The 15,529-nt window shown below is 60.2% G+C and carries 13 protein-coding genes and 6 pseudogenes; 7 read left to right on the top strand and 12 right to left on the bottom strand.

The genetic code is table 11. From position 1 onward, the window contains the following. Window positions 1-381 precede the first annotated feature (381 nt). The 3 genes and pseudogenes from H1204_RS49820 to H1204_RS49810 form a co-directional block, all read right to left on the bottom strand. Window positions 382-582, bottom strand: a pseudogene (locus tag H1204_RS49820) (hypothetical protein); the annotation flags it as partial. A gap of 246 nt (window positions 583-828) precedes the next feature. Beyond that, window positions 829-1,215 carry a hypothetical protein gene (locus H1204_RS49815; protein ID WP_243469154.1) on the bottom strand — a complete coding sequence of 129 codons (387 nt, stop codon included), beginning with the start codon at window positions 1,213-1,215 and terminating at the stop codon, window positions 829-831. A gap of 1,199 nt (window positions 1,216-2,414) precedes the next feature. Next, entirely contained in the window at window positions 2,415-3,338 is a 924-nt protein-coding gene (locus tag H1204_RS49810) for a hypothetical protein (protein ID WP_180736502.1), read from the bottom strand. 341 nt (window positions 3,339-3,679) lie between these two features. Here H1204_RS49810 and H1204_RS49805 point away from each other — a divergent pair, with 341 nt between their 5' ends. Further along, window positions 3,680-3,856 (top strand): hypothetical protein, encoded by a 177-nt coding sequence (locus H1204_RS49805; RefSeq protein ID WP_180736501.1) that lies wholly within the window; start codon window positions 3,680-3,682, stop codon window positions 3,854-3,856. Between the two features lie 192 nt (window positions 3,857-4,048). On the opposite strand, the gene H1204_RS49800 is transcribed toward H1204_RS49805, so the two are convergent. Then, window positions 4,049-4,315, bottom strand: coding sequence for a hypothetical protein (locus tag H1204_RS49800; RefSeq protein ID WP_180736500.1), 267 nt, complete (start codon window positions 4,313-4,315; stop codon window positions 4,049-4,051). Window positions 4,316-4,419: 104 nt separating this feature from the next. Here H1204_RS49800 and H1204_RS49795 point away from each other — a divergent pair, with 104 nt between their 5' ends. Beyond that, window positions 4,420-4,668 carry a hypothetical protein gene (locus tag H1204_RS49795; RefSeq protein ID WP_180736499.1) on the top strand — a complete coding sequence of 83 codons (249 nt, stop codon included), beginning with the start codon at window positions 4,420-4,422 and terminating at the stop codon, window positions 4,666-4,668. A 451-nt stretch (window positions 4,669-5,119) separates the two neighbouring features. Beyond that, window positions 5,120-5,870: pseudogene (locus H1204_RS49790) on the top strand (sigma 54-interacting transcriptional regulator); the annotation flags it as partial. Between the two features lie 350 nt (window positions 5,871-6,220). Here the strand turns inward: H1204_RS49790 and H1204_RS52510 are convergent. Continuing rightward, a pseudogene (locus tag H1204_RS52510) lies at window positions 6,221-6,406 on the bottom strand (manganese catalase family protein); the annotation flags it as partial. A 90-nt stretch (window positions 6,407-6,496) separates the two neighbouring features. On the opposite strand from H1204_RS52510, the pseudogene H1204_RS49785 reads away from it, so the two are divergent. The 4 genes and pseudogenes from H1204_RS49785 to H1204_RS49775 all read left to right on the top strand — a co-directional run. After that, a pseudogene (locus H1204_RS49785) lies at window positions 6,497-8,018 on the top strand (ATPase domain-containing protein). 3 nt (window positions 8,019-8,021) lie between these two features. Continuing rightward, window positions 8,022-9,596 (top strand): ATP-binding protein, encoded by a 1,575-nt coding sequence (locus H1204_RS49780; RefSeq protein WP_180736498.1) that lies wholly within the window; start codon window positions 8,022-8,024, stop codon window positions 9,594-9,596. Window positions 9,597-9,662: 66 nt separating this feature from the next. Continuing rightward, window positions 9,663-9,803 (top strand): annotated as a pseudogene (locus tag H1204_RS52505) (Ku protein); the annotation flags it as partial. 20 nt (window positions 9,804-9,823) lie between these two features. Next, window positions 9,824-10,183: pseudogene (locus H1204_RS49775) on the top strand (ABC transporter substrate-binding protein); the annotation flags it as partial. 86 nt (window positions 10,184-10,269) lie between these two features. Here the strand turns inward: H1204_RS49775 and H1204_RS49770 are convergent. The 7 genes from H1204_RS49770 to H1204_RS49740 form a co-directional block, all read right to left on the bottom strand. Continuing rightward, window positions 10,270-10,746, bottom strand: a complete 477-nt coding sequence (locus H1204_RS49770) for a hypothetical protein (protein ID WP_180736497.1) — start codon at window positions 10,744-10,746, stop codon at window positions 10,270-10,272. Window positions 10,747-11,150: 404 nt separating this feature from the next. Beyond that, window positions 11,151-11,594: a type II 3-dehydroquinate dehydratase gene (gene aroQ / locus H1204_RS49765; RefSeq protein WP_180736496.1), complete on the bottom strand. Its 444-nt coding sequence runs from the start codon at window positions 11,592-11,594 to the stop codon at window positions 11,151-11,153. A gap of 19 nt (window positions 11,595-11,613) precedes the next feature. Continuing rightward, the gene (gene aroE / locus H1204_RS49760; protein ID WP_180736996.1) at window positions 11,614-12,447 is read right to left on the bottom strand and encodes a shikimate dehydrogenase; all 834 of its coding nucleotides are present in this window, start codon (window positions 12,445-12,447) and stop codon (window positions 11,614-11,616) included. Then, on the bottom strand, window positions 12,447-13,667 hold the full coding sequence (locus H1204_RS49755) for a CoA transferase (protein ID WP_180736495.1): 1,221 nt from the start codon (window positions 13,665-13,667) through the stop codon (window positions 12,447-12,449). The genes aroE and H1204_RS49755 overlap by 1 nt, the downstream gene beginning before the upstream one ends. Next, complete coding sequence (locus H1204_RS49750; protein ID WP_180732024.1) at window positions 13,667-14,125, bottom strand: MaoC family dehydratase; 459 nt, start codon at window positions 14,123-14,125, stop codon at window positions 13,667-13,669. The genes H1204_RS49755 and H1204_RS49750 overlap by 1 nt, the downstream gene beginning before the upstream one ends. A 1-nt stretch (window position 14,126) precedes the next feature. Further along, window positions 14,127-14,519, bottom strand: coding sequence for a VOC family protein (locus H1204_RS49745; protein ID WP_180736494.1), 393 nt, complete (start codon window positions 14,517-14,519; stop codon window positions 14,127-14,129). Beyond that, window positions 14,516-15,466, bottom strand: coding sequence for a 2-dehydropantoate 2-reductase (locus H1204_RS49740; protein ID WP_180736493.1), 951 nt, complete (start codon window positions 15,464-15,466; stop codon window positions 14,516-14,518). The genes H1204_RS49745 and H1204_RS49740 overlap by 4 nt, the downstream gene beginning before the upstream one ends. Between the last annotated feature and the right edge of the window lie 63 nt (window positions 15,467-15,529).

The raw sequence follows: 15,529 nt of genomic DNA, 5'->3' as shown, positions 1-15,529 counted from the left end.
TGACCGGTAGCGTCATCTTCTGCTCCTTCAGAGATAAGTGAAGCGAACGCGTGCATCGGCCATGCCGGATCGAGCGAGTCTCGGCTCTCTCGCGCTGTGCTTGGACGCGCGGCCGGACCGCCGGCGAGCGGCGTCGGGTCGGTGCGAGCTGACGTTCCCATACCGTCTCGCGGCTGGTTCCGGGAATCGACGCGGCGTTGTGGACCATGCAGCGCGGACGCCACTTCGTCGCAATCATTTCGTCGCATGCGCGCGAAGTTACGCGGGGAAATGAACTAACTTGCAGACCCAGCGAAAAGGCAAACGCATGGAGGCGCAAAACCGGACCGACACCTTCAAACATTTCCAGTCTGGGAACGCCGCATGCTGGATTGTGGCACGTCACATACACGCGTTTGACCCTGGCCCGTCACCCATCACTGCTCCGGGCCGTTGCGGGAGCCGGGCAAACGATGTAGTGATCTGGGCGGCAATCTTCATCAAACCGCGATACCGGGTCTTCGCATAACCGAACTGCACTTTGATGACGCGAAACGGGGGCTCGACCTTGGCTCGAATTCCAGCCTTCAGCCGTTCGATCTGATCGTATATCGCGTCCAGAGGATCAGCCGGATCCAGCATTCTGCGCTTGCCCGGTCTCATCGCAACCCAGTGCGAGTATCTGGGCCGCCAGACCATGCGTTTCGAGCAGATGGCGGAAGAGGTAGTCATGCCAGTCGCGCTTCAGCAAAAGAAAATGGGCGAGAATGGAGACTCGCCCTCAGAGCAGACCACACGTTGTGGTGCGGGTCGATACGCTGCAGGTCATTAGTTAGGGCAATGCCGGGATTACTGCTTTTTTGCGGCATCGACCTTGGCGTCGGCGGCCTTTTTGTTTGCGTCGCCTTGCGCCTCGACCTTCTCCTTGTCGGCCTTCGCTTGTGCCACGTTTGCATCCTGGGCGGCTTCATGTTTCTTCTTGTCCGCCTTAGCCTGCGCGGCGTGCTTCTTCTTGTCGGCCCGGGCCTGTGCCTTCATAGCGTCCCCGCGCGCGTCAGATGCTTCTTTCGGCGTTGTTGCCTTTTCCATCTTCGCCGCCTTTTTGTCAGCGTCGGCCTGAGCGGAAGCCTTGTCCTCATTCGCCGACGCCTGAGCCTTCTCGGCGTCGCTCTGAGCTTCAGCCTTCTTTTTGTTGGCGGTAGCCTGTGCTTCACTCTTCTCGCTGTTTGCCTTCATCTGTGCCTTGCCAGCATCCGAGGGCGCGGCAGTCTGTGCTAATGTGCAGTACAGATGCGAGTGCTGCGACAATTTTCTTCATGGTTTTCTCCCTTGGAAGTCACTGCACTGGACAGTGCTGGCTGTGTAAACGTTCACCGACTCGCCAACGTTGACCCTTATGTCGTGACAAACGGTAAGCAGGCTAGACAAAATGCAACGCCAACAAAACGCAATAAGGTCAGCAAGGCATCGCCTCGTACCAACCAACGCTTCCGGCAGTGACGAAGCAAGACGGGGAACTGCAAAAAGCCGTATCGCGACGATGCATGCCGACGACGTATTGTTCGCGCCCAAAGTCAAACGGATATTGTTCGTCCCGCTTTGTGCGCGCGGCGATGGCCGTAAAGCAAAATGAACTGGTTGAGGCAGCCGGCACTCGGATGGATCGGTTCTGCCTGAGTTGCAGCAGCTTAATTTGTCATCGCAGGCGGTGACCACGATGTTGGACGCGAGCGTAGAGCGGCTCCCGCGGGACGTCGTGGAGGGGCTACGTCTCGGCTGCGCTTTATTGTGGCCATCATTGGTGGCAAGGGCGCCATAAGACATCGCGATCGGCGTCGGACCGGCACTCTTCCCAACCGCCGGATCGCAGGTCATCTGCAGTGATGCGAGCGCCGACTACATACCGGCGACGAGCATCGAGGAGAACGACAGGTCCGCAATTGAGTGAAGAGGACGACTGACGGTCGCTTCAGACCTGGCGCTCATCCAGACCATCAGTGCTGCAAGACCTGCCAGACTCATGAACAGCATGGTTGAGCCGATGCCTACACGGCGTGCGGTTGGGCCCGCAGGGAAGGCTGTGAGGCCCCAGCCCGGCGCGGGCGTATAGCCTGAGAATCGCCGCCATACCTCCTCCAGGTCACGTTGTCGCACGGAAGAGTTCGGGCATACGGCGGGCCTCTGGCGGCAAACAGGCCTCCCTGGACGGCGAGCGACGTCACGCAAACAATCGCGGCCGTGCCGCCGGGATGAGACGCAGTAGTGCCTTGATCTGCGCGCTGCCTCGGCGCAACGGCAAGCATGTTGCATCAAGACTTTCGGGCGTCAATGCCAGAACAGCGCGATCAGGATAATGATGGGAATAGGTACTCCGAGCATGTAAAGAAGAATGGAACGCATCGCACACCTCCTTTGGTCGTTGGATTTCAGTTGTGTCAGAGCTGGCGCGTGCGGCCACCGTATGTCGCCATGAGGCTGGCCGAAAACGCGCCCATCAGCAACGACACGAAAAGCCACAGGGACGCGCCGATCGCGACCCTGCGAGTCCGGTCGGCGGCACTTTTAACGGCCGACTCGAGCGCGGCGTTCTTTTGCACCAGATTCTCGTAGGTCGTCAACACGCGAGCCTGTGCCGCCTGCTGCGGGAGGCCGGTGCGACGCGCGACAAGCTGGCTCAGGTACAGGGTGTCGTTCGCAGACAGCTGGTCGCCGGTAGCCGCACTGTTGAGGAAGATCCGTGTGGCTTCTGCACGTGTCTCGTTACTCGCAGGTGATACCGCGGCGGGCGACCAACTGCTGGGCATGCGGAACAGCGAATCCATTAAATAGCCGAGCGGCCAGACATTCCCAGCCGCTTGCGCGTTGCCCCGTTGAGCCATGACCGACACGGTGGCGCCGTTTGTCGTGGCGGCATCGACCGCCTGCGCGCCAGCCTTGACGATGCCAGAGGCCGCCGACGTCAGGACAGCTGCCGTCACCAGCGTCGCCACTGCCCAGCTCAGGAAACCGTGCGCTGTGTCGCGGAAGTGGATCTCATCGGCGTTAGCGGCGGTCCAGCGGTTTCGCAGGCGGCCCGCGAGATATCCGCCCAGTCCCGACGTCAGAACCGACGTGACGCAAACCCATACGATGGCGGCAAAGCCGAATGCCTTCGCATTTGAGGAGGGAGGCGACCATGGCGAGAGGGACGTGAGCCCAACGCCTGTTCCCAGCGTCAGCAGGATGAGGGCAAACGCAGCTGCGGCGATACCACCGGCAAATATCGCGCTCCACGAAATGGCAGGTTCGGACGTGCGTACGATCGGTGCGGAGTCGTGTACCGGCTGCGCGTATTCTGATGCGATTTGGGTTTGATTCATGGTCGGCCTCCGTCGCCCGGTCGGAACTTGTGCCCTATCGTTGCGCAATTCCTGTGCCGCTGGCCGAAGTGGCGGTCCGAGAACGCGGATGTCGCAGATCCAGCATTAGAAGAGCTTCGTCAGGGTGATTGAGAGTCACGAGGCGGGCTTCCTCTCGCATTGTCGACGCCTCGCTTTCGATGGTCGCGCACGTGCGAGTCCGTGGCGATGGTGCAACCATTTTTCGCGCGGCATATCGCTTGCGTTGCCGCAATCCAGGCGGCGGCAGCCTTTGCACTTGATCAGGATGAATTGCGAGGATGGCTTCCGCTTACGCCCCCCGAAACATTGCGGAGTGAAACATGAAAAATCCATGGTTAAAAAAGAATCCGCTGTTGAGCATGTGGCTCAGTGGCGCCAATGCGGTGTTGGGATCGACCCGCGGTCATGCGATGGCCACTGCAAAACGCGAGTCGGTGAAACTCTGGGCAGCCGCGCTGACCCCGCCGAAGACCAGGAAGCGGCGGGCGCGCCGGTAATTGCAAACGCCGGACCAAAAAGGCGGCCAGACCAAGGCAGGGATACCGTCGCAGACCGAAGCCGGCGCGCATGAGCGCTTGTGTGCCGGCCCCACCTATGGGACGTTGCGCGCCGATACTGTCGTCTACGGGCGCGAACGAACGCCACCCACCAATTTCTCGCCCGTATCAGAATTTCCTGCTCCGTATGATTCAGGGCTCGTGCGGCAGGTCATGCCGCACACTCAGCACGGGATCAGTGAGCCAGTCGGAAAGCCAGTCCTTCCATTCGGGCCAGTGACGTGCATCCAGTGCCTGAGGCCCGATCATCGCGCTATTGCCGGATTCATCCACATTCGCGTAGACGACTCGCGTTCCGTTCCACCACGCGACGGTCGTGTCAGTGAGTTCTGCGACTGTCTGGGGACCAGCGCTTCGAAGGAGCGCGGCCAACCGGGTTTCAAACTCTTCGAATTCCATGAAGCAGCACCTCGATGAGAGCGGGTTGCATGGCGGGCAAACGCGTCTTTCGACACGTCGCTTGCGGAACCGTGAGTACATCAATCTTTTTCAGGGAACAAGCCATGGATACGCAACCGAAGGAACAGCTGACACCGGATGACCGTACGGAAGACGCTGTCGATGAAGCTGTCGAGGACGCGTTTCCAGCAAGCGATGAGCCTGCGACGGGTGGAACAACGCGCATCGAAAAGCCGTCGGGAAGTGATGTGCCGGGAAGCGATCCCGACGAGGACGTCACGGACGATGACACATCCGACGAGCCATCACCGGCAGACGTGCCGCCCGATGAAGTGCCACCACAGGGCAGGTGAGCCGCGCTGGCGATGGCAACATGAACGACCCTGAAGAAGGGAAAAGGGATGCAACATGAAAACGATGAAGACGCATCTGGTTATTTCGGCTGTCTGCTTTGCTCTGGCAGGCAGCGCGTTTGCGCAAGGCGCGGGCGGCGGCGCTGGTGCCGGCAACGGTGGTGTAGGGGCCGGTGGCGGCAGTGCGGGACAGGGTGGACGGGCATGGGCACACCAAACGCGAGCGACGTCACGGGAACGACCTCCAGTAACAAAGGCAAAAACACCATGAAACCAAAGTTGTCGTCGAAGTCAGGCGCCAAAAGTCCGCAAGGCAAGGGTGCGCAGGATGCCGCCGCCTCTGCCGCTCAATAAGGAGGCAAGGGTGCCGTCGGTCGCGGCGGCGCTACTGCGCACGAGTCATTGACGGATGCGAGCCATCGATGATGGCAAACATACTTCTAGTCGACGACTGACTGTATCCGTAGCGGGTAACCTGCAGGAAGCCCGCGACCAGATTGTGCGGCAAATGCCTGATGTCGTGTTTGTTGATCTCCAGCTTCCGAACGGCTCGGGCCCCGCGCTTTTTGCCGATCTCGATCCGCGCTCGGGCGTAGTGTTTGTCGTGATCACGGGACAAGCAACGGTTGAATCCGCTGTCGATGCGTTAAAAGCCGTGCCACTGACTACTGGTCAAGCCAGCAGAGCTCCAGCGCGTGACCGCGATCCTGGACCGGCTGCCACGCACCGGCGACCTCAAGGCCGAATTCGGCGCGCTGCGCGGCGAAGTGCGCCGCACAGGCAGATTCGGATCGATGGTTGGCAGTTCGCAGGCGATGCAGGCGGTGTACGACCAGATCAGCCGGGTGGCGACGACCGCGCTGTCGGTAATGCTCGTTGGTAAGTCCGGCACCGGCAAGGAAGTGGCTGCACAAACCATCCATCAGATGAGCGCGCGTCACAAACGGAAACTCATTGCACTCAACTGCGGTGCGATCTCGCCGAAGCTGATCGAATCGAAAATGTTCGGGCATGAGCGCGGCACATTCACGGGGGCCGACCGGCAGCATATAGGTTATTTCGAACGCGCCAACGGCGGCACGCTTTTTTTCTGGACGAGATCACCTGTCGAGCTTCAGGTCAAGCTGCTGCGTGTACTCGAAACAGGCCTCTTCATGCGCGTTGGTACGGCGAGGGAGATTGTCACCGACGTACGCGTGATCGTCACCAGGTGCGGGCGCAGCCCGTGCATGCGTCGCTGCCCATCGTAATGCTACCGGCGGCCCCTGAACCCCATGCGGCATAGCTGCACACCGCCCGTGATCGGCATTTCATAGTCCGTGATCAAAAAATGGACGGACTCACGTCGCAGAAGATCCAGGGCCCGTCCAGCCTCCTCGGCGACCATCACACGGTACGCGTCGCCTTCAAACGCGTTCTTCGTTATGAGCGGGGATCACAATGCCAAGCATGCCGTGCCTCTACGCAAATGGAGTGTATTGACATGGTCCGGTCAGCCAGGTTCAATGAGGCATACGACCGAACGACCGGACCTTCCCTGCGATCTCTGCATTTATTTCGTCGTGGTGTCCTGACCGGCGCCTAGGTCCGCACTCGTTGTGGGATCGACCTCGGTGTTGGACGCGGTACGGGAGGCCATGGCCTTCAGCGTCTCGAGGTCGGCTTTGGGCACGTTGACCTGCGCCGTGCCGTCCGCGCCATCGACGGCAGGCTTCGGATCGCCGTCAAACTGCCATTCGGCTCTCGGCCATAGGATCGCGGGCCGAGCAGCAGCCCTGGCAGGAATCTGGCCGAGAATGCGTCCGTTTAAAAATCTTAAGCGACTACCATGCTCCCTTCTGATTCTTCGCCTACGCGGCGAGACGAAACTTCGAGCCGTATATCGACGGGCGTCTCTGGACTTGACGATGTACTGAATGGCGGATTGATACCGAACCGGGTATATCTGATCGAGGGTGTTCCCGGGGCCGGAAAAACTACGCTTGGCCTGCATTTTCGGCTCGATGGCGTAATGCGTGGCGAAGCCGGCCTCTACATCACCCTGTCCGAAACAGCTGCGGAACTCGCAGCCGTCGCACAGTCCCACCAATGGTCGCTGGAAGACCTGTCGATTCACGAGCTTGTCAGCGAGGATGGGCTAATGGCGGACGCCGGGCAGTCCGTTTTACATCCGTCGGAGGTCGAACTGGGTGAGACCGTCGACGAAGTTCGGCGCAAGGTATTAGAACTGAATCCCCGCCGAGTCGTGTTTGACAGTTTATCGGAGTTGCGCGTGCTGGCCCAGGACGCACTCAAGTACCGGCGGCAGGTGCTCGCGCTGAAGCAGTTTTTTTCCGGCCGTGGGTGCACTGTATGGCTGCTCGACGACAAAACTTCGCAGCCGGGCGACCTGCAACTTCACAGCATCACGCACGGCGTCATCGAGCTTGATCAGCGGGTGCCGGAATACGGCGCCGAACAACGGCGCCTCCGTGTCGTTAAGATGCGCGGGATCAAGTTCGTTGGCGGTCAGCATGATTTCAAGCTTGATACGGGTGGCATTACCGTGTATCCCCGTCTGGTCGCAGCTTCACACCGTCGGGAATTCGATAACACTGCGCAGTCTACGGGCGTACGTGAACTGGACGCTCTGCTCGGCGGGGGGGCTGATCCCGGGGACCAGCTCCCTCCTCGTCGGTCCATCCGGAGTTGGCAAGACAACGACAGCTGTGCGCTGCGCGCTGACGGCCCTGCAGCGCGGCGAGGCTGTCAAATACCTCCTGTTCGACGAGACCCTCGGCACTCTGATGTCGAGATCAAGACAACTTGATATGGGCCTGGACAACTTTATCGAAAACGGCAGGCTATCCGTACAGCAGATCGATCCGGCGGAAATGTCGCCAGGACAGTTTGCGGCCCTTGTGCGTGAGGCTGTCGAACATGATGGCGCCTCCATGGTGGTCCTCGACAGCCTGAACGCCTACATACAGGCCATGCCGGGGCATCGCTACCTGATCCTGCAGATGCATGAGCTTCTGAGTTACCTTAATCAGCAGGGCATTACGACGATTCTTGTACTGGGCCAGCATGGACTCATCGGTAATGTGGCTTCCGAGATTGATCTGAGCTATCTGAGCGATGCGCTGGTACTGTTCCGGTTTTTTGAAAGCGCGGGAGAGGTGCTGTCTGCATTGTCGGTACTCAAGAGCCGCACCAGCGAGCACGAACGCACGATACGAGAGTTTCGCGTCGACTCTGGTGGATTACGCGTGGGACCGCCCCTCAGGGACTTCGAAGGCATACTCGCCGGCTTGCCGTCATACCGCGGCACGCAGCCCTTGCTGGGTGACCGGCCGCACGACCGGGAGTGAATCTTGGAAGAACGGATCCTGATCGTCGCGCAGCGAGGGCGTGATGCTGAGGTTATCGCGCGCGTGCTGTCCCGCGAAGAGGTGGAGTGCGTGGTTTGCCTCAACGTCGGAGAACTCGTCGCACTGCTCGTCGAGGGAGCTGCATGCGCCCTGATTGCTGACGAAGCGCTAGATCCGCACGCCTTGCAGTCGCTTGACGAATGGTTGAGAGGTCAACCACCGTGGTCGGATTTTCCTTTCCTGCTGCTAGTCGGCAACGGGAAGAAGGGCATATCGACAGTTGAAGGCCGACACCTCGAGACGCTGGCGAATGTCATGCTCATAGAGCGTCCCGTAAGCGGCGAGGCGCTCGTCAGCGCAACGCGTAGTGCCCTTAGAGCCAGGCGCAGACAGTATCAGGCGCGTGCGATGCTCGCCGACCGGGCCGAGGCCAATGCCCGGCTTATGAAGGCCTCGCGCCAAAAAGACGAGTTTCTTGCCATGCTCGCACATGAGCTGCGCAATCCACTTGCCCCAATAAGGAATGCCGCAGAAGCAATCAGCATGGTTGACGGCATGCTCCCAGTTCGTGTCCGATGGGCACGTGAAATCATCGAACGGCAGAGTCGTCATCTGGCCAACCTGCTGGAAGATCTTCTGGACGTGTCTCGCATTACCACGGGAAAGATCACGTTGAAACGAAGCACGGTCGAACTGAAGAGCATTCTCGACGCGGCTATCGATGTTGCGAAGCTGGCACTCGACGCGCGGCAACATACACTCACCGTGCACTACCCGGACAAACCAATGTACCTTGAGGCCGACCCAACGCGCCTCGCCCAGGTGTTCGGCAATCTTTTGGATAACGCGGCGAAGTACACGCCCGACGGCGGTCAGATTGCAATTCGCGTAAGCGCCGATTCAGGTACCGTCACTGTGACAATCGAAGATAACGGCACGGGCATCGCAGAGGACGAACTGAAAGAGGTTTTCGAACTTTTCTCGCAATCGAATCGAGCTTTAGACCGCGCCCAGGGAGGACTAGGTATCGGCCTTTCTGTTGTTCGATCACTTGTCAACATGCACGGGGGTAATGTGCGAGCGCAAAGCGAAGGGCTTGGACATGGCGTGCAGATGGTGGTTATGCTCCCCGTCGCCGATGCACCGGCGCAACACGATGTCCCGCCTGCGCACGTTGAGCCAGCAAACGCGCATTGCCTCAATGTATTGGTGGTCGACGACAATTTTGACGCAGCATCCTCGCTGGCCGTCATACTTGAACTGAACGGCCACCGCGTGCGCACCGCGCCTGACGGCCCGCGTGCGTTGGAAGCCAGCATGGCGCAACGGCCGGACGTTGTGCTTCTGGATATCGGGCTGCCGGGGATGGATGGTTATGAGGTCGCACTTCGCCTAAGGAAGATGCCGGAGATGCTTAAAGTAACCCTGATCGCGGTTACGGGGTACGGTCAACCCGAGGATGTCGCGCGATCGCGGCATGCAGGCTTCGACCATCACCTCGTCAAACCTGTCGAGCCCTACGCGCTTTCGCAGTTATTTGACAACGTGAGACCGTTACGTGCGGCGCAGCGGTTGTGACGGCGACAAAAGCATTCGCCAGGGCTACGGGTTCGAACGGCCGGGTTTGTCGTGTTAACTGCTGTCGAACTGAAAGCGCTCGCGGATGGCGCGAGTCACGTCGTCGCGATCATGGCGTTCATTCCGGAAAAAGCAGTCAACCCGGTCTTCGACGACAATGCGTACTACATTGCGCCCGACAAGCGCGGCGGCAAACCATACAGTCTGCATGCAACATGCGCTTGCCGGACATGGGAAAAGTGGCAGGCGAGGCGGCCTCGATTGTCTACTGCTCTCAAGGCGGCACCGCCCTGGACCAGACTGAGGAAGGCAGGAAATTCATTAAGAAGTACAAGGACACGTATCACATAGACATGCAAGTTTATGCGGTCAACTACTACGATGGAGTGAAAATGTTGGCCGACGCCATGACGAAAGCAGCGACGACGAGTGACAAAAGCAAACTGATCGCGCAGCTGGCGAACGAACAATACAAGGGGATAGCCGGCACGTACTCCTTTGATCCCGAAGGAAATCTAAAAGGTGCGCCAACAACCGTGTATGTCATTCGAAACGGCTTGCCCGTTCCGAGGGATCACTTTCCCTAGGGGGCAATTACAATAAAGGGACGGAACCTCGAAAATTTAAGCGTCTGCATGTCAATGCGACACGAATAGGTGGGTACGTAACCTTCCTAGGGGTATAAACGGAGAGTTAGGACCTCAAATACGACAAGAATTGGTTGTCTTGATGCGACATCAATTGGTGAACTCCACAGAATTCCTTTCATTTGAATTTTTGTGCCCCGCCGTATCCCCACGATTCCCCGCAGGAATGACACAGGAGAACGCGGTCGGGGAGTTGCAAAAGAACGCGGCGCACCGCCGCAAATAGTTTCGATGCGAAGTCGCGAGTGCCTGGTAACGCCAGTGACACGCACGCTGGTTTCGGCGATTCGGCTCAGGGTGACCGGTGTGGTGATCTCTATGAGCGCAATCCACGTCGCGCGACAGATGACCGGATCAGCGAATTGAAGGAATCGATCCACATCGATGGCATCAAACAGATGGTCACCGTCACCCGACGCCCGAACGTGCGTGATGGCCAGCGAGAATTCCAGTGTTGCGATTTTCTGTACCTCGAGGGCGGCTAGCGTGATAACTGAACCCATCGCACGCCGATGCCTGTCCGGTGTCGGCTTCGCTTGGAAACCTGCCCGATGATCTACCGGTGCTTTTCGACCATGTTGCGGCCATGCGAGATCGGTCAAATTCGTTGGCCGCGAATGGCCGCTGTCGAGGAAGTCGAATGCTCCTTGCAAACGGAATAGGTCGAATATGGCAGTTCATGCGTGAGGAATCGTACCCGATCAACTTTCTAACCCGACTCCGAGTGCGCCGGCCAACTCCGATAGTTCGTCGGTAATCGACTACAGACGATCGAACGGCCGCTCGAGATTCTGCACGTGGTCATTCGGCCGCTGCGCCGCAGTGTTGGCGCACGTGATCTGAAAAGGCAGCGTCCGCGAACTCCGCATCGGTTCCAATCCGTGTTGATGCCAGATTTGCGATCCCCTCACGTGTGTCGGTTCTGGGAGACGGCGGCTCGCAAGGCGAGCAGGTAGCTCTCAACCCCAAAGCCGCAGATTTGCCCATCGACGATCTCGGCGAATACCGAGTGATGTCGGAACGGTTCCCGGGCGTGGATGTTGGACATATGCAATTCCACGACGGGGCAGGTAAGAATAGCCAGCGCATCGCGTATCCCGTAGCTGTAGTGTGTCCACGCCCCGGCGTTGATCAGTACGGCGTCACAGCGCTCCTTTAAGGCGCGGTGAATGCGCTCGCACATCGCCCCTTCACTATTCGTCTGGAACGATTCCACTTGCACGCCAAGCTCGACGCCGAGAGCCTGCAGCCTGGCGTCGATCTCCGCCAGCGTGATGGTTCCGTACTGCGCCGGGTCGCGCTTGCCAAACATATTGTGGTTGATACCGTGAAGCATCAGGATCGTTTTCATTCCTCGCTCCGTTGCATTCTCAGTCGAGTGGCACCGTGAGCCGATCGATCACGACGCGGGTCTGGGGCCGCACGCCGCGCCACCACGCGAACGCTTCTGCCGCCTGCTCCACCAGCATGCCCACACCATCCGCGATACCTTGTACGCCCGCGTTTCGAGCGAGTCTCAGGAACGGCGTCAGCCGCTTGCCGTAGGCCAGTTCATAGGCCGCGCCCGTCGGGCTGAAAACGCTCGGTGGAACGGGCGGGAGTTCGCCCGTCAAACTGGCCGACGTCGCGTTGACCACGAGGTCGAACTGTCCCATCGCCTCGAGATTGGCGTAGCCGCAGGCAGCAAGCGGCCCGCTCGTGGTGACCTGCTCGACCAGCGCCCGCACCTTCGCGATGTCCCGACTGGCGAGGACCAGTTCCGCGGGCCGCGCGGCAAGGAAGGGCAGCAATGCGCCACGCACTGCGCCGCCCGCGCCGAGGACCAGTACGCGTTTGCCGGCCATCGGCAAGTTCAGATTGACCTCGATGTCGCGCAGCAGGCCGACGCCATCGAAGTTCTCAGCGATGATCCGTCCGTCCTTAAAGCTCAGCGCGTTAGTAGCGCCAGCCAGTTCGGCGCGCTCGCTGCGCACGTCGGCCATCGCGAACGCTTTCAGCTTGAATGGCGCGGTCACGTTCATGCCTTTGCCGCCCGCTGCGATGAATGCGTGCACGGTCGCAGCGAACGCGTCCTGCGGCTCCAGCGGACCTTCGATCGCCGTATAGGACATGTCCTGCTGCGTCTCTTCTGCAAAGAGACCGTGGATCAACGGGGACTTCGTGTGGCCGATCGGATTGCCGATCACCGCGTATTGGTCAGTCATCATGGCCTCACCTTTGAATACAGCACACCATCTGTCTGCATCGCGTCGATTTCGGCGGCGCCGAAGCCCAGCGATTGCGCCACTTCCGCATTGTGCTGACCGAGATCCGGCGCGACTTCGCGGATCGTCGTGTCGCAGTCCGAGAAGCGGAAGGGCAGATTCGGCAGACGCAATTTCCCGTAGCGCGGGTGCTCCTGCTCAACCACCATGCCGCGGGCGACGATCTGCGGATCGGCAAGTACCTCATCGATACGCTGCACCTTCGCGCACGGCACATCGATGCCATCGAGCAGTTCAAGCACCTGCGCAACCGGTCGGCCTGCCACCCACGGCTTCACGACGGACAGAATGTCCAGCCGGTTCGCATTGCGTCCCGCGAGGGCGTGAAAGCGGGTGTCGGTGCCAAAACCGTCCGGTCCGCCATGCGCCTCGATCAGCGCCGCGAAGCGCTTCCAGGCGTCGTCCACCTGAGCCGCGATCACGAGGTCGCCGTCGGCGGCACGGAACACGCCATAGAGCGTCGATGTGGGCATATCGTGGCCGGTCTGCTCCGGCACGATGCCTTGCATCGTGTAGCACTGCACGGCGTATTCATGCATCGACACCAGCGTGTCGTACAGCGCCATATCGATGTGTTGCCCGCGCCCGCTCTTCACGCGGCCGAGCAGTGCGGCATTGATTGCCGCTACCGCGTGAATGCCCGTGTACATGTCGCCCAGCGAAATGCGCATCAACGGTGGCGGTTCACCGGGTGTGCCGATCATTTGCATGATCCCGCTCTTCGCTTCAGCAATCAGACCGAAACCCGCGCGATGTGCGTCCGGTCCCGTATGGCCGTAGGCGGAAATCGAGCAGTAGACGAGGCCCGGATTGCGCGCGGACAGTTCGTCATAACCCAGCCCGAGTTTGTTCAGTGCACCCGGCCGGTAGTTTTCGACGAAGACATCCGCCGAGTCGCACAGCCGCTGCATAAACGCCTTGCCGCGTGCGTCGCGCATGTTGACGCTGACGCCGCGCTTGCCCATGTTCAGTTGCAGGAAATAGCCGCTCTGCTCGTCGTCGAGCACGGTCGCGTGCTGACGTCCGGCGTCGCCGCTGCCTGGGCGTTCGACCTTGATGACTTCGGCACCGAGCGCCGCGAGACAGCGTCCGACATACGGACCGGCCAGAAAATGGCTGTAATCGACGACGCGAATCCCTTCGAGAGGACGTGCTTGCATCAGAATGCTCCCGGTCGGCGCGGCACCATCAGACGATGCTCGCCATGCTGGACGACAAGGCCGTCCTGATTGATCAGTTCGGACGGCAGTACGACGATCCCCCAGCCGGGACGGCTCTTGCTCGCGCGCATCGTGCCTACTCTGAATTTCACGTGCAGCACGTCATTGACCTTGATCGGCAGGTTGAAGTCCCACGTCCAGCCGAGCGACATGCCGGGCAGGAAGCGGTAGTCGCTCTGGGTCTTGAGCCCATCGGCGATAGACAGGCCAAACAGACCGTGCGCGACGATCGAACCGAAGTGGCTCGCGTTCGCGTATTCCTCGTCCACGTGAACCGGCGTGTGATCGCCGGTGAGGTCGGCGTAGGCGAGAATGCGTTGCTTCGTCACCGTGTAGGTCGGGCTCACGCACACGTCGCCCTCGTTGGCATCGTCCCAGTACTTATCGATGATCGTCATCTCAAACCTCCGCACGCGGATTGATGTCCAGTGCCCGCGCCACGCATGAAGCGGGCTTGGCCTGAATCAGTTCGACGGCGAGGCCGTCCGGCAGGCGCAACCAGTTGCGTCCTTGCGGCATTTCGCTGACGTCATACTGTTGCGCGGCGGCGAGCGCCGCTTCCATGTCTTCGCACATCACGCCGAGATGACCGAGGCGGCCTTCGGGCGCGTCATGGTGCGGGTTATGAATGAATTGCAGACCGCCGAGCGTCCAGTACTGCCGTGGTTCCTCGACGGTGCCGTCGACCTCGCGCATCGTCATGCCGAACACGTCTTCGAAAAAGCGGATGTGCCAGTGAATGTCTTTCACCCAGATGGCGACATGCTCCAGATATGCCTTGCTGCCGTTCATGCATTTGTCTCCCTGCGTTGTCGGTCGGTCATGGCGCGCTCGATGCCTTTGATGCAGGCGACCAGCGTCGCGTTGACGGGCGTCGGCACGCCGTGCCGTTGTCCCCAGCGCACGACCGCGCCGTTGATAAAGTCGATTTCAGTGATGGAGCCTTTTTCGAGGCTTTGCAGCATCGAGGTCTTGAAGGCAGAAGAAAGGCCTTCGCCAGCGAGCGTCCACGGGCGTTCAGGATCAGTGGTGGAGAGCGTTACGCCAGCGGCTTGAGCGACTGAGATTGCTTCGGCGACTGCCGCGAGCGCAACCGTCTTCAGAAGCGGCTCATCGTAGAGTTGGCCGTAAGTGAGGCCGGTGGTGCCTGTCAGCGCGCCCGTTGCAACATTGACGAGCAACTTGTCCCACATCGTGCCGACGATGTTGTCGCTGACGGTGGTGGCCAGCCCGGCGGCGTTGAAGGTTTCAGCGATCGCCATCACGCGGGGAGTGATCCCGCCACCGAGTTCGCCGATGTAAGTCGCCTTGCCAGCGACGCCGGACTCGATGTGCCCCGGATTGCGCATCACGCCGCCGACATAGGTCTTGCCGGCCAGCACGCGTCCACGACCCACGATATCCGCCAGCACATCTTCGTGCCCGAGACCGTTCTGCAACGACAGGACCAGCGTGTCGGGTCCGATGAGCGCCAGGGCGCCGCGCATCGCCGCATCGGTATGAAATGACTTGACCAGCACGACCACCAGATCGACTGCGCCGACCTCGGCGGCGCGCGTCGTGGCCTTGACTTCCACACGACGCGAACCTTTCGCATCGTCTACGCGCAGACCGTCGCGCCGCATCGCCTCGACATGCGCCGCCGAGCGGTTCAGCAACCACACCTCGTTGCCGCCTTCCGTCAGCGCCGCGCCGATGGCACAGCCCAGAGCACCCGCACCCAGAATTGCAATCTTCACTGCCGTCTCCTCAATATGGAGATCAAGATACGATTCGATGCTCATGTCGGATATGCAATGGAT

It is taken from the genome of Paraburkholderia sp. PGU19, assembly GCF_013426915.1.
In the GTDB taxonomy this organism is placed as follows: domain Bacteria; phylum Pseudomonadota; class Gammaproteobacteria; order Burkholderiales; family Burkholderiaceae; genus Paraburkholderia.
This window is presented reverse-complemented; position numbering and strand designations above follow the sequence as displayed.